General features: G+C 70.9%; 25 protein-coding genes. 12 read left to right on the forward strand and 13 right to left on the reverse strand.

Features of this window, described 5'->3' with window-relative positions; translation table 11 throughout:
• Nucleotides 1–3 precede the first annotated feature (3 nt).
• Nucleotides 4–270: a colicin immunity domain-containing protein gene (locus tag ACWEOZ_RS07525; protein ID WP_451909895.1), complete on the forward strand. Its 267-nt coding sequence runs from the start codon at nucleotides 4–6 to the stop codon at nucleotides 268–270.
• Here ACWEOZ_RS07525 and ACWEOZ_RS07530 read toward each other — a convergent pair.
• The 3 genes from ACWEOZ_RS07530 to ACWEOZ_RS07540 all read right to left on the reverse strand — a co-directional run bounded on the left by ACWEOZ_RS07530 (nucleotide 256) and on the right by ACWEOZ_RS07540 (nucleotide 3,877).
• Nucleotides 256–1,848 carry a glycoside hydrolase domain-containing protein gene (locus tag ACWEOZ_RS07530; protein ID WP_451909896.1) on the reverse strand — a complete coding sequence of 531 codons (1,593 nt, stop codon included), beginning with the start codon at nucleotides 1,846–1,848 and terminating at the stop codon, nucleotides 256–258. The two genes, ACWEOZ_RS07525 and ACWEOZ_RS07530, sit on opposite strands and share 15 nt — an antisense overlap.
• Before the next feature lie 116 nt (nucleotides 1,849–1,964).
• A complete protein-coding gene (locus ACWEOZ_RS07535; RefSeq protein WP_451909897.1) occupies nucleotides 1,965–2,465 on the reverse strand; it encodes a methylated-DNA--[protein]-cysteine S-methyltransferase in 501 nt (166 codons plus the stop codon).
• Nucleotides 2,462–3,877 (reverse strand): AlkA N-terminal domain-containing protein, encoded by a 1,416-nt coding sequence (locus ACWEOZ_RS07540; RefSeq protein WP_451909898.1) that lies wholly within the window; start codon nucleotides 3,875–3,877, stop codon nucleotides 2,462–2,464. Before ACWEOZ_RS07540 ends, ACWEOZ_RS07535 begins: the two co-directional genes overlap by 4 nt.
• Before the next feature lie 78 nt (nucleotides 3,878–3,955).
• Between ACWEOZ_RS07540 and ACWEOZ_RS07545 the strand changes: the two genes are divergently transcribed.
• The 3 genes from ACWEOZ_RS07545 to ychF all read left to right on the forward strand — a co-directional run bounded on the left by ACWEOZ_RS07545 (nucleotide 3,956) and on the right by ychF (nucleotide 6,903).
• Nucleotides 3,956–4,648, forward strand: a complete 693-nt coding sequence (locus ACWEOZ_RS07545) for a hypothetical protein (protein WP_451909899.1) — start codon at nucleotides 3,956–3,958, stop codon at nucleotides 4,646–4,648.
• Between the two features lie 117 nt (nucleotides 4,649–4,765).
• Entirely contained in the window at nucleotides 4,766–5,806 is a 1,041-nt protein-coding gene (locus ACWEOZ_RS07550; RefSeq protein ID WP_451909900.1) for a helix-turn-helix domain-containing protein, read from the forward strand.
• An 11-nt stretch (nucleotides 5,807–5,817) separates the two neighbouring features.
• The gene (gene ychF, locus ACWEOZ_RS07555; protein WP_451909901.1) at nucleotides 5,818–6,903 is read left to right on the forward strand and encodes a redox-regulated ATPase YchF; all 1,086 of its coding nucleotides are present in this window, start codon (nucleotides 5,818–5,820) and stop codon (nucleotides 6,901–6,903) included.
• 39 nt (nucleotides 6,904–6,942) lie between these two features.
• Here ychF and ACWEOZ_RS07560 read toward each other — a convergent pair whose 3' ends face one another.
• Nucleotides 6,943–7,524 (reverse strand): Uma2 family endonuclease, encoded by a 582-nt coding sequence (locus tag ACWEOZ_RS07560; protein ID WP_451909902.1) that lies wholly within the window; start codon nucleotides 7,522–7,524, stop codon nucleotides 6,943–6,945.
• 132 nt (nucleotides 7,525–7,656) lie between these two features.
• Between ACWEOZ_RS07560 and ACWEOZ_RS07565 the strand changes: the two genes are divergently transcribed.
• The 3 genes from ACWEOZ_RS07565 to ACWEOZ_RS07575 all read left to right on the forward strand — a co-directional run bounded on the left by ACWEOZ_RS07565 (nucleotide 7,657) and on the right by ACWEOZ_RS07575 (nucleotide 11,823).
• Entirely contained in the window at nucleotides 7,657–8,220 is a 564-nt protein-coding gene (locus tag ACWEOZ_RS07565; RefSeq protein ID WP_451909903.1) for an NYN domain-containing protein, read from the forward strand.
• Nucleotides 8,221–8,296: 76 nt separating this feature from the next.
• A complete protein-coding gene (locus ACWEOZ_RS07570) occupies nucleotides 8,297–10,414 on the forward strand; it encodes a hypothetical protein (RefSeq protein ID WP_451909904.1) in 2,118 nt (705 codons plus the stop codon).
• A gap of 59 nt (nucleotides 10,415–10,473) precedes the next feature.
• Entirely contained in the window at nucleotides 10,474–11,823 is a 1,350-nt protein-coding gene (locus tag ACWEOZ_RS07575; protein ID WP_451909905.1) for an MFS transporter, read from the forward strand.
• Nucleotides 11,824–11,826: 3 nt separating this feature from the next.
• Here ACWEOZ_RS07575 and ACWEOZ_RS07580 read toward each other — a convergent pair whose 3' ends face one another.
• Genes ACWEOZ_RS07580 through ACWEOZ_RS07595 form a run of 4 tightly spaced genes read right to left on the reverse strand, consistent with a single transcriptional unit; the run spans nucleotide 11,827 to nucleotide 13,858 of the window.
• Nucleotides 11,827–12,417, reverse strand: a complete 591-nt coding sequence (locus ACWEOZ_RS07580) for a phosphoesterase PA-phosphatase (protein WP_451909906.1) — start codon at nucleotides 12,415–12,417, stop codon at nucleotides 11,827–11,829.
• 3 nt (nucleotides 12,418–12,420) lie between these two features.
• Nucleotides 12,421–12,720: an ArsR/SmtB family transcription factor gene (locus ACWEOZ_RS07585; protein ID WP_451909907.1), complete on the reverse strand. Its 300-nt coding sequence runs from the start codon at nucleotides 12,718–12,720 to the stop codon at nucleotides 12,421–12,423.
• A 30-nt stretch (nucleotides 12,721–12,750) separates the two neighbouring features.
• Nucleotides 12,751–13,362, reverse strand: coding sequence for a DUF402 domain-containing protein (locus ACWEOZ_RS07590; protein WP_451909908.1), 612 nt, complete (start codon nucleotides 13,360–13,362; stop codon nucleotides 12,751–12,753).
• Complete coding sequence (locus ACWEOZ_RS07595; protein ID WP_451909909.1) at nucleotides 13,343–13,858, reverse strand: MarR family winged helix-turn-helix transcriptional regulator; 516 nt, start codon at nucleotides 13,856–13,858, stop codon at nucleotides 13,343–13,345. Before ACWEOZ_RS07595 ends, ACWEOZ_RS07590 begins: the two co-directional genes overlap by 20 nt.
• 88 nt (nucleotides 13,859–13,946) lie before the next feature.
• Between ACWEOZ_RS07595 and ACWEOZ_RS07600 the strand changes: the two genes are divergently transcribed.
• Nucleotides 13,947–14,519 carry an NADPH-dependent FMN reductase gene (locus ACWEOZ_RS07600; protein ID WP_451909910.1) on the forward strand — a complete coding sequence of 191 codons (573 nt, stop codon included), beginning with the start codon at nucleotides 13,947–13,949 and terminating at the stop codon, nucleotides 14,517–14,519.
• A gap of 78 nt (nucleotides 14,520–14,597) precedes the next feature.
• Here ACWEOZ_RS07600 and ACWEOZ_RS07605 read toward each other — a convergent pair whose 3' ends face one another.
• On the reverse strand, nucleotides 14,598–15,056 hold the full coding sequence (locus ACWEOZ_RS07605) for a lamin tail domain-containing protein (protein WP_451909911.1): 459 nt from the start codon (nucleotides 15,054–15,056) through the stop codon (nucleotides 14,598–14,600).
• A 243-nt stretch (nucleotides 15,057–15,299) separates the two neighbouring features.
• Here ACWEOZ_RS07605 and ACWEOZ_RS07610 point away from each other — a divergent pair, with 243 nt between their 5' ends.
• Genes ACWEOZ_RS07610 through ACWEOZ_RS07625 form a run of 4 tightly spaced genes read left to right on the forward strand, consistent with a single transcriptional unit; the run spans nucleotide 15,300 to nucleotide 18,611 of the window.
• Nucleotides 15,300–16,226: a G5 domain-containing protein gene (locus ACWEOZ_RS07610; protein ID WP_451909912.1), complete on the forward strand. Its 927-nt coding sequence runs from the start codon at nucleotides 15,300–15,302 to the stop codon at nucleotides 16,224–16,226.
• A 41-nt stretch (nucleotides 16,227–16,267) separates the two neighbouring features.
• Nucleotides 16,268–17,023: a class I SAM-dependent methyltransferase gene (locus tag ACWEOZ_RS07615; protein WP_451909913.1), complete on the forward strand. Its 756-nt coding sequence runs from the start codon at nucleotides 16,268–16,270 to the stop codon at nucleotides 17,021–17,023.
• Between the two features lie 11 nt (nucleotides 17,024–17,034).
• A complete protein-coding gene (locus tag ACWEOZ_RS07620) occupies nucleotides 17,035–17,877 on the forward strand; it encodes a nucleotidyltransferase domain-containing protein (RefSeq protein WP_451909914.1) in 843 nt (280 codons plus the stop codon).
• Nucleotides 17,874–18,611 carry a Type 1 glutamine amidotransferase-like domain-containing protein gene (locus ACWEOZ_RS07625; protein ID WP_451909915.1) on the forward strand — a complete coding sequence of 246 codons (738 nt, stop codon included), beginning with the start codon at nucleotides 17,874–17,876 and terminating at the stop codon, nucleotides 18,609–18,611. Before ACWEOZ_RS07620 ends, ACWEOZ_RS07625 begins: the two co-directional genes overlap by 4 nt.
• On the opposite strand, the gene ACWEOZ_RS07630 is transcribed toward ACWEOZ_RS07625, so the two are convergent.
• The 4 genes from ACWEOZ_RS07630 to ACWEOZ_RS07645 all read right to left on the reverse strand — a co-directional run bounded on the left by ACWEOZ_RS07630 (nucleotide 18,608) and on the right by ACWEOZ_RS07645 (nucleotide 24,029).
• The gene (locus ACWEOZ_RS07630) at nucleotides 18,608–20,305 is read right to left on the reverse strand and encodes a ThuA domain-containing protein (RefSeq protein ID WP_451909916.1); all 1,698 of its coding nucleotides are present in this window, start codon (nucleotides 20,303–20,305) and stop codon (nucleotides 18,608–18,610) included. The two genes, ACWEOZ_RS07625 and ACWEOZ_RS07630, sit on opposite strands and share 4 nt — an antisense overlap.
• On the reverse strand, nucleotides 20,302–23,103 hold the full coding sequence (locus ACWEOZ_RS07635) for a PQQ-dependent sugar dehydrogenase (protein ID WP_451909917.1): 2,802 nt from the start codon (nucleotides 23,101–23,103) through the stop codon (nucleotides 20,302–20,304). Before ACWEOZ_RS07635 ends, ACWEOZ_RS07630 begins: the two co-directional genes overlap by 4 nt.
• A gap of 241 nt (nucleotides 23,104–23,344) precedes the next feature.
• Nucleotides 23,345–23,707: a PH domain-containing protein gene (locus ACWEOZ_RS07640; protein ID WP_451909918.1), complete on the reverse strand. Its 363-nt coding sequence runs from the start codon at nucleotides 23,705–23,707 to the stop codon at nucleotides 23,345–23,347.
• 10 nt (nucleotides 23,708–23,717) lie between these two features.
• Complete coding sequence (locus ACWEOZ_RS07645; protein ID WP_360545238.1) at nucleotides 23,718–24,029, reverse strand: pterin dehydratase; 312 nt, start codon at nucleotides 24,027–24,029, stop codon at nucleotides 23,718–23,720.
• Between the last annotated feature and the right edge of the window lie 39 nt (nucleotides 24,030–24,068).

The following is a 24,068-nucleotide window of genomic DNA, read 5'->3' on the forward strand; positions in this document are numbered from 1 at the left end:
GAGATGGTCGCGAAGCTGGAACCGTATCGGGCGCTCTGCCGGATCCTGGTCGAAGGCAGGATGTCAGGCCCGGAGTTCGAGACCGTCTTCCTGTCGGTCTTCCGCGGCGAGGGCGACCGGTTCCAGCCGCAGGTGGCGCTGGCGGTTCGCCGCCTCTTCGACGCCGTGGAGGCATACTGCGCCGAACCCGGCCTGCGTGACCCGGGCGACCTGGATGAATCCGGTCTGCGGCAGGCCGCGGCCGCGTTCCTCCGCTCAGAAGAGCGGTGACCGTCCCTTGTAGCCGGTCGCAAGCTGCAGCCCCGAGCGCAGCCCGCTCCCCGTCCCCCGATAGAGCATCAAGCTGCCCGGCGTCTTGAGCACCGCCACCAGATCCGTATACCCGTCCCGGTCGAAGTCGCCCACCCCGAGCAGATCCCGTTTGTTGTTCCACCCCGTCCCGAGCTGCTTCCTCGCGCCCAGCGTCCCTTTACGGCCCGGGTACAGGAACAGCTGGCCGGCCTTGCCCTGGCGAACCATCAGATCGGCGTGGCCGTCGCGGTTGAAGTCGCCCACGCCGGTCAGTTCGTTGCGCTGGTCCCAGCCGCCTGCGGCGATCAGCTTGCGGGTGCCCAGCTTCGTGCCCTTCACCCCCGGGTAGAGGTACAGGTTGTGGTTGCTGGTCTGGGCGGCCACCAGGTCCGGGTAGCCGTCTTTGTTCAGGTCACCGATCGCGGTGATCTCGCGCATCGCCTTGAAGCTCTTCGACAGCAGCTTGCGTGAGCCGAGCGTGCCGTTGCTGCGGCCCGGGTAGAAGTACAGGTAGCCGGAGGAGCGCACCCGGGCGACCACGTCGGGGTAGCCGTCGCGGTTGAGGTCGCCGATCCGCTCGATCGCGTTCATCGAGCCCCAGCCGCTGCCCAGCTTCTTGCGGGTCTTCTCGTCCGGGTAGGTGCCGTTACCCGGGTAGAGGAACAGGTTGCCGGTGCTCGACGTCCGGGCCAGGACGTCGGACCAGCCGTTGCGGTTGTAGTCGGCCAGTTTGGCCGCCGGCAGCGGGGCGAAGTCGACCAGGTTGCTGTCGATGTTGATGGTGACGCCGCCCCAGGTTTCCTTGTGGTCGCCCTGGTACTGCTTCATCCGGCGGCGCGGTGACCAGTGGGTGGCGGGCAGGCCGGTGTCGGTCAGGGTGGCGACCGTGTCCCAGCGGGCGAAGTCGAGGTAGTCGGGGCGTACGTACCCGGGGGCGGCGTAGTTGGCGACCTGGTCGGCCACGCCGGAGCCCATGCTGCTGTAGAAGCCGGACAGGTAGCCCAGGTCGTGCAGCTTGGCCGTCCAGGCGCTCATGAAGGCCAGCACGCCGTTCCGGCAGGCGGCGTCGTCCGTCCGGTACGCCTCCATGTCGTAGATCAGCACGCTCTGCGCGGCCAGGCCGAGCGCGCGGGCCTGCACCACGGCGTCCTGCGCGGCGGTGGCCCCCTGTGCGGCTGCCTTCGAGTTGCTGATCAGGTTCTTCTTCTTGGTCGCGATCGTGCAGGACGCCTGCGGGCCGACATAGAGCGGGATCAGGTGCCAGCCGGCCGCTACCTGGGTGCGTACCCAGCTGGCGGTGAGGTTCTGCTGCGTGCAGCCGCGGTTGTTGCCGCCGATGTAGATGCCGATCCCGCGGTACGGCGAGGCTTTGCGCCATGCCGCCATGCTGGTGCCGGACGGTGCCGTGCACGCGTCGAAGGCCTGGCCGGAGAAGGTGCCGGGCTGCACGGTCGGCGCCGCGCCGGCACTCATGGTCGCGTCCGCCTGCGCCAGGGTCAGCGTCGAGAGCAGGATCACCGCGACGCCGAAGGCGGCCCGGACGACTCGGCGGTGCACCGGCGCCACTGTGCGCATGAAGACCTTTCCCGGGACGGACGACAGGGGACGTCCGAGCCAATCAAAGGATCAAGGCAACGGGTACGGCCGAACAGCTGATCTTCGATGTCGAACAGCTACGCGCCGTGGCTCTCGTGGGCCAGCAGCCACGTCTTGACGTCCAGGCCCCAGCGGTAACCGCGCAGGGTCCCGTCGGTGCCGACCACCCGGTGGCAAGGCACGAACAACGCGGCGGCATTGCGCGCACAGGCGGCCGCGGCTGCCCGGATCGCGGTGGGCCGCCCGGCCAGCTCGGCGTAGCCCCGGTAGGTCAGCGGCGAGCCCGGCTTGATCTCGCGCATCACCTGCCAGGCGTGGGTCATGAACGGCCCGCCGGTCCGCTGCTCCACCGGTACGGCGTCCAGCGCCCCGAGATCACCGTCCAGATAGGACCGCACCACCGCGCCGATCCCACCGGCGTCGGCGACCGGGCGCACCTCCTCCAGCAGTGCCGGATGGACGAGGGCGAGCAGCGCCTGCGTGTCCGTGGTGAAACCGCTGGCGCGTACCGCTCCGGCGGAGCTGACGACGTAGGTGAACGGTCCGGCCGGGGTGTCGAGGGTCGAGTACTGCATCATGCTGATCTCCAGAGTCTCATCAGGGCGTAGGAGCGCCAGGGCCGCCAGCGGTCGGCGTGCGCGGCCAGCGCCTTGGGGGAGCCGGGCAGGCCGAGCGCTTGCGCGCCGCGCCGGACCGCCACGTCGGTGGGCAGGAAGACGTCGGGGTCGCCGATGGCCCGCATGGCCACGTAACCGGCGGTCCAGGCGCCGATGCCGGGCAGCTCGAGCAGCCGGGCGACGGACTCCTCGCGATCGGCGCCGGGCTCCAGGTCGAGCTTGCCGTCGGCGACCGCCTGGGCGAGCGCGCGGATGGTCTGCCGGCGGGCGGCGGGCATCCGGAACGCGGTGTCGCTCAGCTCGGCCACCGTGGCCGCGTCCGGGAAGCCGCGCAGCTCACCGGCGGCGGCCGGGGGCAGCAGGCGGCTCAAGGTCAGGCGGGCCCCGGCGACCGAGACCTGCTGGCCGACGATCGCGCGTACCGCCAGCTCGAAGCCGTCGACCGCGCGCGGGACCCGTACCCCCGGCTCGGCCCGCACCGCCGCCGCCAGCGCGGGATCGGCACCCAGCAGGCCGTCGACGGCGACCGGATCCGCGTCCAGGTCGAACAGCCGCCGGCAGCGGGCGACCGCGGGCGCGAGGTCGCGGACGTCCGCGAGCCGCAGCGTCGCGGAGACCCACCGGTCGGCCGGCGTGAGCGCGACGGTCCCGCTGCCGTGCGGCAGATCCAACCCCCGCCGGTACGTCGTGACGTCGCACTCCTCGATGCCCGGCAGTGCCCGGGTCGCCAGGAACCCGAGCAACGCGCCCGCGTGCAGGGGTGCCCGGAACGCCAGCCGCAAGCTGATCGTGCCCGCCTCCGGCTGCCGGGCTGTCCGGCGTTCGCGCAGCGCACTCGGCGACCGCGCGTACACCTCGAGGATGGTGTCGTTGAACTGGCGCACGCTGCCGAAGCCGGCGGCGAACGCGATGTCGGCCAGGCCCAGATCGGTGGTCTCGATCAGGATGCGGGCGGTCTGCGCGCGCTGGGCCCGGGCCAGGGCCAGCGGCCCGGCGCCGAGTTCGGCGGTGAGCAGCCGGTTGAGGTGCCGCTCGGTGTAGCCGAGCCGGCTCGCCAGGCCCGGCACGCCCTCGCGGTCGACGACCCCGTCGGCGATGAGCCGCATGGCCCGGCCGACCAGGTCGGCCCGCAGGTCCCACTCGGGGGAGCCGGGGGCGGCGTCGGGACGGCACCGGCGGCAGGCCCGGAAGCCGCCTCGCTGCGCGGCCGCGGCGCTGGGATAGAAGGTGACGTTCTCGCGTCTGGGTGTGACCGCCGGACAGGACGGCCGGCAGTAGATCCCGGTGGTCCGGACCGCGGTGTAGAACCAGCCGTCGAACCGCTGGTCACGGCTGTCGACGGCCCGGTAACACCGTTCGAAGTCCAACTCCATGCCACTGAGTCTGCTCCCCGTACCGGGCGCTCGGCTGGCGGGATTCGGACATGAGCGTGCGGGCCGTATGCTTCGCCGGTGATCACTGAGCGACTGCGGCTGTCGATCGGCTCCCCACCGGCGCAGAAGGCCTTCGGCGCCGCGTTCGGCCTGATCTTCGCGGCCGCCGGTGCGGCTTTCGCCCTGCTGCCGTTCGTGGTGGACGGCTGGCTGGGCCGGGCGTTCGGTGCGGACGACTCCTGCCCGGGCGCGTCGGAGGTCTCGGGCATCCCGCCGGAGATGCTGCCCCCGTCGGTCCGCGAGTGCATCTCGGACGGCAGCTGGTTCAACGGCGGCGACGGCTTCGGCCCGCTGCGGCTGATCGGCCTGCTCGGCATCCCGTTCCTGCTGGTCGGGCTGTACCTGGCGCTCAGCGCCCTGCGCACGGCGGCCTGGCTGGAGGGCACCCGGGTGACGGTGCGTACGGCGCTGCGCAGCCGCACGGTCGATCTGGCGACGGCGACGGTCACCGGGGGCGCGACCGCTTACCGCCGTAACCGGGGCACCAGCCGCGAATCGGTGATGCAGGCGCCGACGCTGATCGCCACGGACCCGGCGGGCGGTCCCGGCGTCACGGTTCCGCTGCACGGGGTCGGTATGGCGCAGCTGCCCGGACCGCAGCTGCGGGCCCTGGCCGAGGCGCTGGCCGGCAACCCGGACGGCGACGCCCGGAGCATGGTGACCCAGCTCCGCACGATGGCCGACAACCCGCTCGGGCTCACCAGCCGATAGCCGCACTTCAGCCCCGGCTGAAGCATGATTGCGGCTTTCAGGGGTAATCGCCGCCCGTAGCACCCACCGTGGTGCGCACGTTCAGTGGAAAACTGAAGTGGGGCTGAAGGGCCGGCGATGATGGACGGCGGGAAGCGGCGCCTCGGCGACCGCCTGCGTGGCCTGCGTGAGGCGGGCTTCAACGGCGATCCGGTCACCCAGGAAGTGGTCGCGCGGGCCTTCCACAAGAGCGTTCCGCTGATCTCTTCGTGGGAGAAGGGCAAGGCGGTCCCGTCCGAGGACTGGCTGGCCGCCTACGCCCGGTTGTTCGCCGGGGCCCGCGCGCGTACCGAAGGCCGGCTGCCGGCCCTGGAGGAGCTCCACGGCGAGGAGCTGGACCGCTTCGAGCAACTGCGTCGTGAGCTGCTGGAGCTGCGCTCGGCCGCCACCTCGGCCGCGCCGGCGGCGCAGCAGGGCATCGACGAGCTGACGACCCGGTTGCCGTGGGAAGGCATGTGGCACTTCGCCGACCGGTCGCCGATCACGCTGGTCTGCGCCCGGCTGCGGGCGCACAGCTCACCGGAGAGCCCCGATCACGTCGAGCTGGACGCCTACGCCGACCTCGACGCCCTGATGGAGCTCTACGGTCACGTCTGCGCCGCCAACCCCGGCGTGCCGGTGCACCGCAAGCTCGCCGACGAACTGGACCAGAGTGACGTCACCAACCACCTCGTGCTGCTGGGCGGCATCGAGGGGCCGATGACCCGCCGGGTGACGCAGGCCCTGAGCCTCCCGGTCACCCCGGACCGGGACGCGGCCGGATTCCGGGTGACCGACGAGCAGGGGCGTTCGGTGACGTACCGCTCGAGGCTGGAAGGCACGGCGCCGGACCAGCGCCTCGTCGAGGACGTCGCCCACTTCTGCCGGGCGCCGAACCCGTTCAACCGCATGCGGTCGGTCACCATCTGCAACGGCGTCCACGGCCGGGGCACGTACGCCGCCGTCCGCACCTTGACCGACCCGCGCTTCCGGGACCGCAACCGCAGCCACCTCCAGCGGCGGTACGGGCCGGGGGACACGTACAGCATCCTGGCCCGGGTCACCGTCGTCGCCGGTGAGGTCATCACCCCCGACTGGACCCAGGACGGGACCGTCCTGCACGAATGGCGCGCCCCGTAGACTGGCCTGTCGTGAGCCTTACCATCGGGATCGTCGGCCTGCCCAACGTCGGCAAGAGCACTCTGTTCAACGCCCTGACCAAGAACGACGTGCTCGCCGCGAACTACCCGTTCGCGACGATCGAGCCCAACGTCGGCGTGGTCGGGCTGCCCGACGAGCGGCTGGGCAAGCTCGCCGAGATCTTCGGCTCGGAGAAGATCCTGCCCGCGCCGGTCTCGTTCGTCGACATCGCCGGGCTGGTCCGGGGCGCGTCGAAGGGCCAGGGCCGGGGCAACGCCTTCCTGGCCAACATCCGCGACGCCTCGGCGATCTGCCAGGTGGTCCGCGCGTTCTCCGACCCGAACGTGCTGCACGTCGACGGCAAGGTCGCGCCGGCCGACGACATCGAGACGATCAACACCGAGCTGATCCTGGCCGACCTCCAGACGGTCGAGAAGGCCCTGCCCCGCCTGCAGAAGGAAGCCAAGCTCAAGAAGGACCGGCTGCCGACCGTCGCGGCCGCCGAGGCGGCGTTCAAGCTGCTCGACGAGGGCACGACCCTGTACACGGGGGCCAAGGCCGCGGGCATCGAGCTGGAGCTGCTCGCCGAGCTGCACCTGCTCACCACCAAGCCCTTCCTGTACGTCTTCAACGTCGACGAGGCCGAGCTGGGCAACGCGGCGTTCCTGGACGAGATGCGGGCCCTGGTGGCCCCGGCCGAGGCGGTCTTCATGGACGCGAAGATCGAGTCGGAGCTCATCGACCTGCCCGAGGACGAGGCGATGGAGTTGCTCGAGTCGACCGGCCAGACCGAGCCGGGGCTCAACCAGCTCATCCGGGTCGGCTTCAACACCCTGGGCCTGCAGACGTACCTGACGGCCGGCCCGAAGGAGGCCCGCGCCTGGGTGATCCCGGTCGGCGCCACCGCCCCGGAAGCCGCAGGCGTGATCCACTCCGACTTCCAGCGCGGCTTCATCAAGGCCGAGATCGTCAGCTACGACGACCTGATGGCGGCGGGCTCGATGGCCGCGGCCAAGGCGGCGGGCAAGGTCCGCATGGAAGGCAAGGACTACATCATGAAGGACGGCGACGTCGTGGAGTTCCGCTTCAACGTGTAGTGATGGTCCGGTTCCACCTCGGGTGGAGCCGGTGCCCGATCAGCTCTTGCGGCCAGGCACCAACCCGTCCAGATCGAGCTTGATCGGGAACGGCGTCGTCGTCCGCAGCTCGTGCCGGTGGATCCCGGTCGGTACGTACGACCGGGTCGGCGCATCGAGTTCGTAGGCGTGGACCACCGGTGATCCGTCCTCGTCCTCGATGCGCCAGTAGTTCGCGATGCCGGCCTCCGCGTACTTGCGCAACTTGACGTTGCGGTCGCGGTGCGCCGACTCGGCCGAGACCACCTCCACGACCAGGACAGTCTCTTCGGGCGTGTAATAGGTGCGGGACGGATCGTAAGCTGCCGTTGTCGCCAGCAGATCGGGTTCCGGTCGGTTCCATCTGTCGAGGCGGATGGTGATCTCCCGGTCGACCTCGATACCTGCCGGCGCCTGACTCGTCAGGGAGTTCACCAGTGCGGTGATCACTCGGGCGTGCCACACCCGCTGGGGAGACATCATGAAGACGAGCGCTCCATCGATCAGTTCGGTGTGGCGAGGTGCTTCGGCAAGCCGGTCGAGGTCCTCGGCGTACCAACCCTCGGGACGGGGCGGCCGCATCCACTCGGGCACCGCAGTCATGCCGTCACCGTAGCACTCCGTAACGATGGATCCGGCGCACTGTTTCGGGCTCTCCTTCCGTGGTCGGGGCGCTCGCGCTTTGCCGAGGATCTAAACTTCGGTATTTCCGCTCCGACGTCTGAGGTAGCCACCATGGCCGACGCTGTCACGTACCTCATCATCGATGGCGAGAACATCGATTCGACGCTGGGGCAGCAGATCCTCGAGCGCCGGCCCAATTCCGAGGAGCGGCCTCGGTGGGAGCGGTTGCGGCAGTTCGCCGAGGATCAGTGGGGTCAGCCGGTCACGGCTCTGTTCTTCCTCAACGCGTCGTCCGGGGTGTTGCCGACGCCGTTCATCCGGGCGTTGCAGTCGATGGGTTACCGGCCCGTGCCGCTGTCCGGTGCGCCGCATCAGAAGGTCGTGGACATCGGCATCCAGCGCACGCTGGACGCGATCGGCCGGCGGTCGGGCGATGTGCTGCTGGCCAGTCACGACGGTGATTTCCTGCCGCACATCACCCGCCTGCTGGGTGACGACGACCGGCGGGTCGGGGTGGTCGGTTTTCCGGAGTTCTTCAACGGCGGCTTCGCCGGTCTGGCCGACAGTGGCCTGACCCTGTTCGACCTGGAGCTCGACGCCGGCTGCTTCACCAGCGTGCTGCCGCGCGTACGCATCATCCCGGTCGATGCCTTTGATCCGGAGTCGTTCCTGTAGCCGCTGGACTGTGTGGCCGGTGAGGGCGGCCGATAAGGGGACCCCGCGCGTGGCGTTGCGGCTCTAATGTGGCCCGATGGTGAAAATCTTGCGGGCCGCCGCGGCCGCCCTGGTGGTTGCCCTGGGTCTGACGCTGGCACCGCCGGCCGCGAGCGCCGCGACGACGTATCAGGTGAAGTTCGCCATCACCGCGAGCACCGCCGTCTCCGGCAAGTTCATGTACGTCTGGGACCGCAACACCTGGCAGTACCACGTAGTGCAGGGCGACGGTGACAGCCCGAACGGCACTGCCCAGCTGCCTCCGGGCGACTATTTCGCCGTCGCGCGGTACGGCTACTTCCGCCAGCGCAACTATCTGCTGGTCCGTACGTTCACGGTCACCAACGCGGCGCTGTCTGTCTCCTTCGCCGAGTCCGGCGCCAAGGAGACCGGCTTCCGCACCGACGACGCCACCGCCACGCGGTCCACGTCGGCGTTCTGGCTGGAGGTCGGCCCCCGGGACAGGGTGGGCTTCGCCAGCGGCGGTCCGGCCAAGTCCTATGTGACGCCGTACGCCGTGACCGGGGTGACCATGCGCATGCACGAGCTGCAGACCAAGGCCGGTTCGTCGGCCTCCGTGCCCAGCCCGTACCGCTACGACCTGCAGACGTCGTGGCGCAGCGTGCCCGCCGCGCCGATCTCCAAGGTGACCACCGCCCAGCTCGCGAAGACCGTCACCACCCTGCGCGCGCAGGGCGTCACCACCAACGCCGCGCTGGGGTCCGCGCTCAAGGACAAGTGGAGCGGGTCCTATCTGGAGTCGCCGGTACGGCTCCCGGGCTCGGTCACCGAGTACGTCACGCCCGGCCCGACGTTGCACCGCAAGCTCACCCTCGGCGCCGGGGACAGCACTCTGGTGCTGCCCGACCGCGCGCTGCCCGCCGGGAGCTCGGACGGCACGACGTTCGGCGCGGGACCCTTCCTGCCGCGTGGACCGGGTTCCTCGGTCCGCGACGGCGGCGAGCTGCGCATGGACGAGCCCGCCTCGTACGCCGACGCGGCCGGCAGTCCCGGCTCGGACGCCCGGGCCACGGTCGCCGGGAAGCTGACCGCCGACGGCGCCGTCCACCACTACGACCAGACCATCACCCGGCGGGTCGCCTGGTCGCGGCTCTCCACGAAGATCCGCAGCGAGTGGGACTTCCAGGCGCCCGACGACGGGCCGCTGCCGCTGATCGACCTCGGCGTCAACGTCTCCGGGCTGGACTCGCTCAACCGCGCGGCCGGGGCCGTGCAAGTCACCACCTCGGCGTCCACCCGTGGCGGCGGCCCGGCCACGGTCGACAAGGTGGAGTATTCGACGAACGACGGCGCCGACTGGACCGAGCTCGACGGCGCCTCGCTCACCGCGCCGGCCACGGCTGCCTTCGTGTCGCTGCGGGTCACCGCGACCGGCGACCAGGACGGCCGGCTGCGGCGTACGGTGATCCGCGCCTTCGCCGGTCCGGCGGCTCCGGCCGACGAGACCACCGGCGCCACGAAGATCACGAACGTCGTGGTCAACAAGGGTGCCGATGTGACCTACGGCGTATCCGGCACCAGGGTCTTCACCGTCGCCTTCACCGCGACGGATCCGGCCGGCATCGCCACGGGGGACGCCTACCTCTACCACGGTGGCTACTCCGCGCCGGACGGTGTGCTGCTCGCGTCCGGCCCGGCCGACTGCGACAAGATCAGTGACACCTCGTCGGTCTGCACAGTCCCGTTCAGCATGGACGTCAAGGCCGACGTGGCCCGGAACGCGCTGTCCGGCGCCTGGACCGTCGCGGCGTGGGCCCGGGCATCCGGCGGGGACGGTTTCACCGACCGGCACGCCGCCGGGACAGTCGGCGTGAAGCGGGTCTGCAAGCTGGGGACCGACGCGTCGCCGGAGCCGGTCACCAAGGGCAAGACCATCACCGTGACGGGCACGCTGACCCGCGCCGGCTGGGAGAGCTGGACCTACCAGGGGTACGGCTCCCGCACGGTCACCCTGGAGTACTCGAAGAAGGGCACGACCACCTGGACGGCGGTCAAGACCGCCAAGACCGACTCCAGCGGCAAGCTCAAGACCACGGTGAAGGCGACGGCGGACGGCTCGTTCCGCTGGACGTACCCGGGCGACGCCGCCTCCACCGCGGTGACCGGCGGAAGCGACTACGTCGACGTGCGGTGACCGGCGCCACCTGACGCGGCCTTTGACCTCAACCCGGGGTGAGGTTCTAGGTTTCTGCGGTGAGCGTCGACAGCGAGATCACCCGGGCCGGCATCCTGCGGCGGCCGTACGCCCTGACCACGGTCGGTGCCTGGAGCCTGGTGTTCCTGGCCGCGTTCGAGTCCCTGGCGGTCACGACGATCATGCCGATCGTCACCACCGACCTGCACGGGCGCGGCCTGTACGCCCTCGCCTTCTCGTCGACGCTGGCTGCCGGCGTGGTGGGCATGGTCGCGATCGGTTCGTGGGCCGACCGGCGTGGGCCGGCGGTCCCGCTGTTCACCGCGATCGCCGTCTTCGCGGCCGGCCTGGCCGTCGCGGGCACGGCCACGTCGATGCCGGTGTTCGTGGCGGCGCGTTTCCTGCAGGGCCTCGGCTCGGGCGGGATGACCGTGGCGCTGTACGTCCTCGTCGCGCTCGTCTATCCCACCCCGCTGCACATCAAGATCTTCGGTGCCTTCGCGTCCGCTTGGGTGCTGCCGTCGATGGTCGGGCCGTTCGTCGCCGGCTTCGTCGCCGACACCCTGAGCTGGCATTGGGTCTTTCTCGGGGTGGTCGCGCTGGTCGCGGTGGCGGGTGGGCTGATGCTGCCCGCCGTACGCGGCCGGGACCGGACGCCGGCCGACCGGGTGCCGGCGTCGGCGGCGGACGCGCGCCGGGTCGTCGAGGCGGCTGTCGTCGCGGTCGCCGTGGTGGCGCTCAGTTCGCTGGGTGAGCTGGACCGGGCGACGGCCTGGCTGCTGGCCCCGATCGCCGTGGTGGTGATCGGCTTCGCGCTGCGCCACCTGGTGCCGCCGGGCACGTACCGGGTCCGCGCCGGTCTGCCGGCGACGGTGGTGCTCTGCGGCGTCGCCGGCGGGGTCTTCTTCGGCACCGAGGTCTACCTGCCGCTGCTGCTGCACGACCGCTACGGCCTGCCGACCTGGCTGTCCGGCGTCACGCTGACCGCGGGCGCGATCGCGTGGGCGCTGGCCTCGGCGGTGCAGGGCCGGCTGGGCGATCGGCTCGATCCGGGTACGGCGATCCGCGCCGGCGCCACGCTGCTGGCGGGAGGGGCGGCCCTGGAACTCGCCACCGTGGTGCTGACTCTGCATCCCGCGGTGGCGGCGATCGGCTGGTTCGCGGCGGGGGCGGGCATGGGCACGCTGTATCCGCGGATCAGCACGCTGGTGCTGGCGTTGTCGGCTCCGGGCGAGGAGGGCTTCAACACAGCGGCGAAGAGCATCACCGATGCGGTGGGCGGCAGCGTGGCCCTGGCCTTCTCCGGCCTGCTGTTCGCGCTGGCCCCGTTCACCGGCCCGTTCGTGTTCACCACCCTGCTCGGAGTGGTGACCGTCCTGATCGGGGCCCGGGTCGCGGCGAGCGGATGACCGTCAGCGCAGGACGGGAAAGACCGTGCCGGCGATCACCGCGCCGACCAGGGCGCCGACGATGACCTGGGCGCCGGTGTGGGCGGAGAGGCGCACCCGCGCCCAGCAGGCCAGCAGGACCAGCGGCACGCTGAGCAGAGCGAGCGGGCCGTAGACCACCGTCAGGGTCGTCGCGGTGCCCGCCGCCACACCCGCGTGGATCGACATCTTCCACCAGTGGGTCACCACCGTGAACACGACCAGGCCCACGCCACCCGCCGCCAGCAGGGCCAGCACTTCGCGCGGGGCGCCGAGCAGCACCAGCACCAGCAGCCCGGCCGCCACCGAGGCGATGCCGAACAGCAGCGGGAGCCGGCGGTGCTCGCGTTCGGGGATGTGGTGGCTGGTCAGCCGGCCCTGCCGTACGCCGCGCAGCACGTAGGCCAGCGGGATGCCGGCCGCGAACAGGGCGCCCGGCAGGCCCCACCAGCGGGAGACGCCGGGCTGGTCACCGGCGTGCCAGCCGACCACCAGCAGCAGGCCCGCGACCAGGACGGCGGGGGCGAGGACCTCGGAGGCGATCCGGGCGGTCCGGTCGGCGGTGGAGACGCTCACCGGTCAGGCGGCCGGGGCGAGGAGATCGAGCAGGAAGTCGTACTGGCTCAGCCATTCCTGGATGGGCTTGAGCGGTTCCGGGTTCAGCCGGTAGAGCCGGCGGCGGCCCTGGTCGCGGACGTGCACCAGGTCGACCTCGCGCAGCACCCGCAGGTGCTTGGAGACCTGCGGCTGGGCCAGGCCGAGCAGCGCGACCAGGTCGTTGACCCCGAGCTCACCGTCGGCCAGCAGGTCGAGGATCTCCCGCCGCCGGGGCTCGGCCACCGCGTTGAACGCGTCCGTCGTCGTCGCCGCTCGTGCCATCGGCCGATCGTATACCCATAACGGCATGCGTTACGGGGTGACGGCGTCCCACCAGGGCGGCAGGGTGGCCGGCGTCCACTGCGGCGGCGGCGCGAAGTCGAGCCAGGTGCCGTCGAACGGGAACGTCGCGGTCTCGGCCAGCTTGCCCAGCCGCTCGCCCTCCGCGCGGACGGCCGCCGCCTCCGCGGGGTCCAGTGCGCCCAGGTCCTCCTCGTCCTTGAAGAACCAGGAACGGTCGGCGCCGACCAGGACGTCCAGCGTCTGATCGTGCGAGTCGGCGCCACCGGCCCAGCGGCGCGCCGGGGTCTCCAGGTTGGCGTACCAGCCGGCGAAGGTGCCGTCGGCCAGCCAGCTCCACGAGACGGAGTGCGGCGCGCCGGGCGGCAGGAGCAGCAGCGACCGGAAGGTCTCGCGGCGTACGGGCGACAGCATGGTCGGCATGGCCAGCTCGTCGGCCACGGACAGGTGCCGGGTCGGCGCGCCGGTCAGGTCCGTGCGCCGCATCGACTCGGCACCGAGGTCGACGAACAGCAGCAGACCGCGGTCGTCGTCGCTGACCACCCGGGCGGCCTGAACGGCGGCGAGGCGCCGGTCGGAGTGCAGGAAGCGCCGGACGACGGTGTCACCGGGGTGGAACGTCATGCGGGGAACTCTGACACGCGGTCCCGGCACCGCCCGCCATCGCCTCGAGGGCTGTCGCGAGCCGGCACAGATCCAACCCTTCCAGGTGATCCACGATGTGGCGCCGGACACTGCGCAGGTGGGTGGGCCACGCCTCGCGGAGCCGGGCCAGGCCGTCGTCGGTGAGCACCGCGTTCAGCCCGCGGGCGTCGTTCTCGCAGCGGATCCGGTGCAGATGACCCTGGGCTTCCAGCTTGGCGGCCAGCCGGGTCATCCCGCTCATCGACATGTCGCAGGCGGCGGCGAGCTCGTTCATCCGCATCCGACCGTGCTCGGCTTCCGAGAGGTGCCGCAGGACCGAGTATTCACTCAGCGACATGCGCTGCTCGTGCTGGAGGTCTGCGTCCAGCTCGCGGGGCATGACCAGGATGAGCCGGCCCAGCGCCCGGATCACCGCCTCCTCCGGGGGGCTCAGCGGCACCACCGCGGCGGGTCCGGCGAGAGGAGTGGCGGACATGACAAAGATCCTACGACCTTGACACCACGCCGCCCAGACCTATTTGCTTGACGAAGCAAACAACGGATCGAGCAACGGAGCACTGGTCATGACCAAGATCGGAATCATTCTCGGCAGCACCCGCCCCGGCCGTAACGGTGAGGCTGTCGCCAAGTGGGTCCTGGACCTGGCGTCGCAGCGCACCGATGCGGAGTTCGAGCTGGTCGACCTGCTCGACTACAAGCTGCCGCACCTCGACGAGCCGGTACCGCCCTCGATGGCGCAGTACAGCCAGGCCCACACCCTGGAGTGGGCGGCCAAGATCGCGTCCTTCGACGGCTTCGTGATGGTCACCCCGGAGTACAACCACGCCACCTCCGGCGTGCTCAAGAACGCCATCGACTTCCTCTTCGCCGAGTGGAACAACAAGGCCGTCGGCTTCGTCGGCTACGGCTCGGTCGGCGGCGCGCGCGCCGTGGAGTCGCTGCGCCTCATCGCCGGCGAGCTGATGATGGCGGACGTCCGTGCGGCGGTCACCCTGTCGCTGGCCACCGACTTCGTCAACTACAGCCAGTTCACCCCGGGCGCCCACCAGGCCGGCGCGCTGACCACCGTGCTGGACCAGGTCGTGGCGTGGAGCACCGCCCTCGCGCCGCTGCGCCAGGCCGCTGTCGCCGCCTGACCCGATCCGGCAGCACAGATACGGCGGGCCGCCGGGGTGAGCAGAGCACCCCGGCGGCCCGCTCTGCGTGGCGCGACGTCAGCAGGCGACCCAGGTGCGGTTCGCCTTGGACTTCCACGAGCAGGTGTCGAGCGACTTGCCCGAGGCGTTGCGCAGGGTCGCGGTGTCGCCCGTGTTGTTCCAGATGTAGTTGCCGCTGCCCCAGAAGACATTGCGGCCCGACTTGGTGCCCTTGCCGGTCTTCACCCAGATCCGGCCGCCCTTGGCCGCGATCGTCGTGCTGCCGAACGTGTACGTGTGCCGCGACGCGTCGCGGATGGTGTAGCCCTTGAGGTTGACCGCCTTGCTGCCGGTGTTGACCAGCGAGATCCACTCGGCGTTGAGGCTGGCGTTGCTGCGGGTGTCCTTGCCCGGCGAGTCGTACTGGGCGCCGTGGAAGCGCAGGCTGGGTGAGGCGGCCGAGGCCGGGCCACCGATCGTGAACGAGCCGGCGAGGGCCACCGCTGCCGCTGCCAGGATGCTGACCGTTCTGCGCACCGTACCTCCAGGTTTCGTGGCGGGTCGGGAGCATTGTCGGCCGGTGGCGCGGCAGCGCGGTGCACACCGAGTGCGGCGCGGCGGACCGAAATCGATCACCTCTCGGCGGTGTCGGATAGCCGTCGGGCGTTTCGGCGTCATCCTTTCGGGTGCGGCTGTGATGCTGGTCCGGCGGCGCCGCGGCAGCACAATGCTTTGGTGCTAAACCAGACATCTAGTGATTCCTGGCAGCATCTACTCGAAATGCCGCGTAAGTCCCTCTGGGCGCGGCTGCCATTCGGGGTACGGATGGCCACTGCCGGACTCGGGGTGCTCGCCCTCGTGGCCGGCACCGCAGGCGGGATCGCCGCCTTGACCAGCGAAGACACGCGTGTCGTGACGGCCGTGGGGCGGGATTCCCCGGTCGTCGACCTGCCCGCGGCCGAGGTGCCGCTCCCGTCCCAGGCGGGCGCGACCGGCCTCGGCGACGGGGTCCTCGGCCATGCCCAGGCCGAACGGGAGGCCGACGAGACCCGCTCGGCGCCCGGCGAGGCGGACCGCACGGCGACCCGCTCGCCACGCCGCGCCACCTCGGCCGGCCGCGGCCGTACGGGTGGCGGTGGCGGTGCTCCCGCGGCCGGCGCCGCAGCGGCCGCGCCTGCTCCCGCCGGGGCACCCGCCGCGCCGGAGGTCCGCACCGAGGTGGTCTCCGAGACGGAGGCCATCCCGTTCCGGACCACGCTGGTCCGGGATCCGTCGCTGCCCCCCGGTACCCGGGAGATCGAGACGCCCGGCGTGCCCGGCGAGCGGCTGCTGCGCTACGAGGTCACCTACACCGGGGACCGGGAGACGAGCCGGCGTCTGCTCGACTCGACGGTGACCCGCGAGCCGCAGGACCGGGTGGTGGCCTTCGGCAACCGGGGACGCGGCGGTGGTGGCCAGAACAGTGGCGGCCGTGGCCGGCACGACCGGGGGCAGGGCCACCGCGAATGCCGTCTGCTGGGCTCGTGCGTACGGATGGGCCGGAGCGCGGTCTGCACCCACGGCGACAAGTCCGACGCCCGGCCGGAGAGCATCATCGACGGCGACCTGAGCCTGCTCGACCCGTCGGACATCGACGAGCTCGAGCTCACGCTGCCCTGCCCGGACGAGGACAGCAAGGCCGGCCAGGCCGAGGCCGCGCCCGAGTAAATCGCTGGCCGGGGCCGGGTGCGGCGACCGACACTGCCCCGATGGGTGCGACGTTCGAGGACCTGATCGCCGAGGCGGCGGCCGTACCGGTGGAGGGCTGGGACTTCTCCTGGTTCGACGGGCGGGCCACCGAGCAGCGCCCGTCGTGGGGCTACGCCCGGCTGATCGCCGACCGGATGGCCCGCGCGGAGGCGGCGCTGGACGTGCAGACCGGTGGCGGGGAGGTCCTGGCCACCGTGCCGGAACCGCCCGCTCTGCTGGTGGCGACCGACTCCTGGCGTCCGAACCTGCCGGTCGCCGCCCGCAATCTGCGGCCCCTCGGGGCGCTGGTCGTGGAAGCCGCCGACGCGCCCGGCCTGCCGTTCCGCGACGCTGTGTTCGACCTGGTGGTGAGCCGGCATCCGGTCGAGACTCGGTGGGACGAGATCGCCCGGGTGCTGCGGCCCGGCGGCACCTTCCTGTCCCAGCAGATCGGTGCGGGCACCAACCGCGAGCTGTCCGAGGCCATGCTCGGCCCGCTGTCGCCGCCCGACCCGCGGCACCCGGAGAAACTGTCGGCGGCGGCCCGGGCGGCGGGCCTGACCGTACTCGACGTACGGGCGGAGAGCCTGCGGGCAGAGTACTTCGACGTGGCCGCGGTGACCTATTTCCTGCGCAAGGTCGTCTGGACGGTGCCCGGCTTCAGTATCGAGAAGTACCTGCCCCAGCTGCGCGCCGTGCACGACCGGATCCAGGCCGGCGGCCCGTTCGTCTCGTACGCCCGGCGGGTCCTGATCGAGGCGCGCAAACCCGGCTGAGGTAGGCGAGGATGAGCGGCGTGGCGTTGAGTGACGAGCGGCTCGGTGAGCTGGCGGTGCGGCTGACCGAGGTGCCGGGCGTGACCGCGGTGCTGCTGGGCGGGAGCCGGGCCCGCGGCACCCACACCCCGGAGTCCGACACCGACCTGGGCGTCTACTACCACCGGCCGCTCGACGTGGCGGTGCTCGGCGAGCTGGCCCGGACCTTCGGCGGGCCGGCCGCGCAGGTCACGCCGGTCGGCGGCTGGGGGCCGTGGGTGGACGGCGGCGGGTGGCTCACCGTGGACGGCGCGGCCGTCGACTGGATCTACCGAGACCTCGACCGGGTCACCGGCGCCTGGGTGGACGCCGAGCAGGGCCGGTACGCGTTCCACGCCCAGGCCGGCCATCCGCTGGGCGTGCCCGACTTCGCGTACGCGGGTGAGGTCGCCCTCGGTGTGGTCCTGGCCGACCCGGAGGGTGAGCTGACCGCCCTGCGCTCCCGGATGTCGACCTATCCGCCGGCGTTGCGCGAGGCGCTGGTGGCCGGGCTCTGGGAGGCCGACTTCCTGGTCGGGCTGGGCCGCAAGGCGGTCACCCGCGGTGATGCGGCCTACGTGGCCGGCTGCCTGTTCCGTCTGGTCGGCGTCTGCACGCACGCCCTGCACGGCGCCGCCGGCCGCTGGCTCGTCAACGAGAAGGGCGCCGTCGCCGCGACCGCCGCCCTGCCCGGCGCCCCGCCCCGGTTCCGCGAGCAGGTCGACGCCGTCTTCACCGCGGTGGACGGCGACCCGGTGCATCTGACCGCGGCGCTCGACGCGGCCGCCGACCTCGTTCTGGAGACCGCCGACGCGTGCGCCATGATGACGCGATGACCGCCGATCAACCCACCATCCTCGCCACGAGCGCCGGCTTCACCCGCGGCCGGTACGGCCCGTTCGACATGAGTCCCGGCCCCGTCCACCGCTTCGCCGCCGACCTGGCGAACGCCGGGGACACCGCCAAGTTCTGCTTCCTGCACCAGGCCGTCGGCGACCCCGACAACTGGATCGGGGCCACCTACGCCGCCTTCGCCAAGACCCGCTACCGGGCCTCGCACCTGCAGCTCTTCCCGATGCCCAACCACGACGACATCCGCGCCCACCTGCTCGACCAGGACGTGATCTGGGTGAACGGCGGCAGCGTGGCCAACCTCGTGGCGGTCTGGCGGGTGCACGGGCTCGAGGAGATCCTGCACGAGGCGTGGCAGGCCGGGGTGGTGCTCGGCGGCGTCTCGGCCGGCTCGATCTGCTGGCACCAGGGCGGCAGCACCGACAGCTTCGGCCCCGACCTGCGGGCGTTCACCGACGGGCTGGGCTGGCTGCCGTACAGCAACGGGGTGCACTACGACGCCGAGGAGCAGCGCCGGCCGACGATGCACAAGCTCATCGGCGACGGCACCCTGGGCGACGGCTACGCGACCGACGACGGGGCCGGGCTGGTTTACCGCGGCACCCGCCTGGCGGAGGTCGTGGCCGACAAGCAGGGACCCCAGGGGTACGAACTGAAGCGGGCAGCGGACGGCTCGGTGACCGAGACGCCGCTGCCCACCCGAGTGCTGGACTACTAGACCGGCAGCTTCCACTTCTGGTTGGCAGCGCCGAGGCAGTCCCAGATGTGGATCTGCTGACCGTCGGCGGAGCTGTTCTGGCTGACGTCCAGGCACCGGCCCGACTGCGGGTTGCGCAGGCTCTGGTCCGGCTGGGCCGACCAGACCTGTGCGCCCGAGCCGTTGCAGGTCCAGAGCTGGGCCTTGGTGCCGTTGGCGGTGGCGCCACCGGCCACGTCGAGGCACTTGCCCAGCGCCTTGACCGGCCCGTTCGCGGTCACGGTCCACTTCTGCGCGTTGCTGTTGTTGCAGGTGTAGAGCTGGATCTTGGTGCCGTCGGCGGTGCCGGCACCGGCCACGTCCAGGCACTTGCCGGCGAGCCCGACGATCGGGCCGGTGCCGGCGGGCGGCGGCTGGGTGCCGCCGAGCTCCTTGATCCGGACGTTGCGGAAGGCGGCGTCGTCACCGTCACCGTGGTTCTGCAGTCCGATGTGCCCGGCCAGCGAGCGCGCCGGATCGGTGTTGGTGAAGTCGTTGATCCGCGTGCCGTTCAGGAAGACCTGCAGCCGCTCACCCTCGACCAGCAGCTCGTAGGTGTTCCACTCGCCCGGCGGGTTGAGCGCGGCGTCGCGGGCCGCCAGGTCCGCCGACTTAAACGTGTAGACGGCGCCGGTGGTGCGGTCGGCGGCGTCGGTCGCGTCGATCTGCACCTCGTAGCCGTTGTTCACCGCTGACCACGGGTCGGTCGACGGCGGGAAACCGATGAAGACGCCCGTGTTGTCGTCACCGGCCAGCTTCCAGTCCAGCTTCAGCGAGTAGTTGGTGAACTGCTTCTGGCTGTACCAGAACAGGCCCATACCGCCGGTCGACGTGAGGGTCGCGTCGCTGTTGGTGAAGGCGCCCGGACCGGCCTGCGACCAGCCGGCCGTGGAGCCGTTGTAGAGCGGCGTGTAGCCCGTCTCCGGGCGGCAGTCGGCGTTGCTGGCCTCGGCCGCGTACCGGATGCCGCCGAGCAGGTGGGCCCGGAAGGCCGGGTCCGCGTACGACTCGATGGTGTGGCCGCCACCGGTGTAGAAGGACCGGCCGCCCTCGTAGGTCTTGCACCACACGTGCGGGTGGTCGGCGCCCATGCCCCCGCCCGAGTACGAGCTCTCGTCCAGAGTGGCCAGTACATGCGCCGTGGAGCGGGCGTTGGTGCGGTAGTTGTACCACTCGTCGGTGCGGTTCCAGCGCTGCGGCAGGTGCGCGGTCGCCGAGTGGGCGCGGTCCTCGACCACCACGGTGGCCGGCTGGATCGCCGGGTGCGAGGCGAAGTACGCGCCGACCAGCTGCCCGTAGAACGGCCAGTCGTACTCGGTGTCGGCCGCGGCGTGCACGCCGACGTAGCCGCCACCACCGCGGATGTAGCCCTCGAAGGCGGTCTGCTGGGTGGCGTTGAGCACGTCACCCGTGGTGTTGAGGAAGACGACGGCCTCGTAATTGGCCAGTCCGGCCGTGGTGAACGCCGCCGGGTCCTCGGTCGCGGTGACCGAGAAACCGTTGGCCGCGCCCAGCTCCCGGATGGTCTGGATGCCGGCCGGGATGGCGTCGTGCCGGAAGCCCGCCGTGCGGGAGAAGACCAGCACGTCGTAGGGGTCGTCCGCGGCGACGGCCGGGGAGGCGATCGCGACCGAGGCCGGGATCAACAGCAGGGCGGTCAACACTTTGCCGATCATGGCAACACCCACTTCTGGTTGGCGGCGCCCAGGCAGTCCCAGATGTGGATCTGCTGCCCGTCGGCCGGGCTGTTCTGACTGACGTCGAGGCATCGGCCCGACTGGGGGTTGCGCAGGCTGCCGTCGGCGTTGGCGGCCCAGGTCTGCGCGGCGCTGCCGTTGCAGGTGTAGAGCTGCACCTTGGTGCCGTTGATGGTGGCGCCCCCGGCCACGTCGAGGCACTTGCCCAGGGCCTTGACCGTGCTGCCGGCAGCCACGGTCCAGGTCTGCGCGGCGCTGCCGTTGCAGGTGTAGAGCTGGATCTTCGTACCGTCCGTGGTGGCGCCACCGGCCACGTCGAGGCACTTGTTCGCGAGTCCGACGATCGGGCCGACGCGTGCACCGGCGCCGTTCAGGGTGAAGGCGTCGAGGTCGAACAGAGCGCCGGCGCCGCCCGCGAAGGTCAGGTACAGCGGGCCGGTGGTGTTCGGAGCGCCGCTGACCGTACCGGTGACGTCGGTGAAGGTCTCCCAGCCGCCGGTCACCGGCACCGCGGCCGAGCCGACGACCGTGCCAGTCGCCGAGCCGGTGCGCAGCTGCAGCGTGCCGCCCACACCGCCGGAGGAGACCCGGGCGGTGAAGGAGGTCACCCCGCTGAGCCGGTACGGCTCGAACGCGATCCAGTCCCCGTTGTTGATGTTGCCGACGGTCTGGCCGCCCTCGGCCGCCGTCTTGGTCATTTTGTCCACACCGGACGACGTCTTGTAGTGCTCGCCCTGCCGGTGCCGTGGCTGCAGGGTGTGCTGGGTGTGCGTGGTGAGGCCACCGGCGTCGGTGTACTCGGCGTCGAAGACCGCGAAGATGTTGGCCGCCGAGTCGTGCTCACCGTCGACCGGGATGGTGATCGAGCCGGTGCAGCCGTTCTGCGAGGTGATCTGGTGGCCGTGGCTGTCGTGGCCGAGGACGTAGGTCATCTTCACGGCCGCGCAGTTGATCGAGCCGTCCTCGGGGTCGGTGACCGTGATCGAGAACGGGACGCTCTCGCCGTACGAGAAGAGCGTGCCGTTGGGCGGGTTGTTGATGGTGACCGTCGGGGCGGTGTTGCCGACCGTGATGGTGACGTTGGCCGTGCCGGTCAGTCCCTCCGGGTCCCTGGCCGTCAGCGTCACCTGGTACGTCCCGTTGGCGGTGTACGTCTTCGACGGGTTGGCCGCGGTGGAGGTGGTGCCGTCACCGAAGTTCCACGAGTACGTCAGCGCGCCACCCTCCGGATCGGACGATCCGGCCGAGGAGAACGTCACGGCCAGCGGCGCCTGCCCGGAGGTCCGGTTCGCGCCGGCCACCGCGGTCGGTGCCCGGTTGGAGCCGGCCAGGTAGTCGAAGCGGTACAGCGCCGAGTTGACGTCACCGTTGAAGTAGCCGGTGCCGTAGTCCAGGACGTACAGCGAGCCCTCGGGCCCGAACGCCATGTCCATCACCTGCTTGCCGGCCCAGGGAAAGTTCGAGATCTCACCCACCGAGCCGTCGGTGCCCACGTGGATCGGCTTGATCCAGCCGCGGCCGAGCTCGCCGGCGAAGAAGTGACCGTCCAGCGAGGCGGGGAACTTGGTGCCGGAGTTCAGGTTCGCGTTGTAGCGGTAGACCGGGCCGGCCATCGGGGACTCGGAGCCGCCGCCGAACTCGGGCGGGGTGCCGGCGTCGCCCCCGTACCGGATCCAGGCCGCCCGGGCCGGGGGCAGCTTGCTCAGGCCGGTGTTGCGGAACGAGTTGTTCGTCGGCCCGCCGGCGCAGTCGTACTTCGCGCCGGTGGTGCCGTTGGCGAAGTTCCACTCGTTGTAGGTCTCGGCGCTGGTGTTGTTGCCGGTGCAGTACGGCCAGCCGTAGTTGCCCGGGCTGGTGATCCGGTTGAACTCGACCTGGCCGCTGGGTCCGCGGTTGGGGTCGGAGGAGCCGGCGTCCGGGCCGTAGTCACCGAGGTAGACGACGCCGGTGGCCTTGTCCACGCTCATCCGGAACGGGTTGCGGAAGCCCATCGCGTAGATCTCGGGACGGGTGTTCGCCGTGCCCGGTGCGAACAGGTTGCCCGCCGGGACGCTGTACGTCCCGTTCGCGTTCACCTTGATCCGCAGCACCTTGCCGCGCAGGTCGTTGGTGTTACCGGCGCTGCGCTGCGCGTCGTATCCAGGGTTGCGGTCGGTGCGCTCGTCCAGCGGCGAGAAGCCGGCGGACTCGAACGGGTTGCTGTCGTCCCCGGTGGACAGGTAGAGGTTGCCGGCCGCGTCGAAGTCGATGTCACCGCCGACGTGGCAGCACAGGCCGCGCGTCGCCGGCACGTCGAGCACGTCGACCTTGCTGGCGGTGTTGAGGGTGAAGTCGGCGTTGAGCGTGTAGCGGGAGAGCCGGTTGACACCGTTCCAGGCGGAGAAGTCCGAGCCGCTGGCCGGGGCGTCCCCGGCCGGGGTGCTCAGCGGGGGCGCGTAGTACAGGTAGATCTGCCGGTTGGTGGCGAAGCCCGGGTCGATCCCGACGCCCTGCAGTCCTTCCTCGTCATGGCCGTAGACCGCGAGGGTCCCGATGACCGTCGTGGTGCCGTTCTTGTCGGTACGCCGCAGCGTGCCGTTGCGGGCGGTGTGCAGCACCGAGGAGTCGGGCAGCACCGCGAGGGCCATCGGCTCGCCGGTCTCGGCGACGCCCTTGGCCAAGGTCACCTGCTGGAAGTCGGCGGGGTTGATGTCGTGGGCCGCGGCCGGCGCGGTGGTGGCGACCAGGCTCGCGGCGACGAGCAGGGCCGCGCCGGCCGCGTATCGAAATCTGGGCATGCGTCGATATCTGGGGGACATGGGGTGACCGTCCCTTTCCTGACGTAGGGGAATTGCCAGGCATGGCGAGGTCCGGGGAATGGCCGCGCCGCGTGTTACCAGCGTGTAACAGTGAGCAAACGTTAGTAACTTCTTACGCGGCTGTCCATACTTTTGACACGGCGGCATGGACTTTCGTCAATAGCAACAAAAAGATGCGCCGCCCGACGTCGGCGACGCATCGTGATGACGAAAGAACGCGTCAGGACGCGTAGTGCAGGATCACGTTGTGCACGTGCTGGGTCTTCTCCGAGCCGCGGAACTCGACCTCGTAGGTGTGCGTGCCCACGCTGATCGCGATGGTGCCGGTGGAGAAGAACTGCCCGGCCCAGCTCTTGTTGCTCACCACGCTCACGCTGCTGACCTTGGAATACGGGATGCTGGTGATCGCGACGCGCTTCCCGACGAAGGACTTGTCCTGGATGATCACGCGACGGGTGGTGAGCCCGATGAAGCCGGTGCCGGCGCCGACCGCGTCGTACACCGCGATGATCTGTTCACCCTCGAGCAGGCCGCTCTGGATCTGCTGGAGCTGGCCCTTGCTGTCGTAAATCGGAGCCGTCATGATCCCGAGGTTACTGAGGCCCCACCACTGTGCGGTACGCGTCCTCGATCCGGGCCGCGAGTGTGACCTCACCGTCGGTGATGGTCTCGCCGTCGGACGCGCCGAGCAGGATCTGGGTGTGACCGTCCATGCGCCGGATGCTGGGCCGAAGGCGCAACGTGTCGGCGGCGACCTTGATCCGCTCCGTCAGAGCGGCATGCTGGCTGTCGTCACAGGCGAGGATGCGCTTGAGCTGGACCCCGTCCTGGGTCCACCCGCCCAGCACCGCGAGCGCGTCACTCAAGTAGTCGGAGCGGGTACCCCGTAGTTTCCTGCCCCGCATGGCCGCACCTCCCTGGCGTCGTTGCCGGCTTGTGGCCAA

This window comes from Actinoplanes sp. NPDC004185 (genome assembly GCF_053603475.1).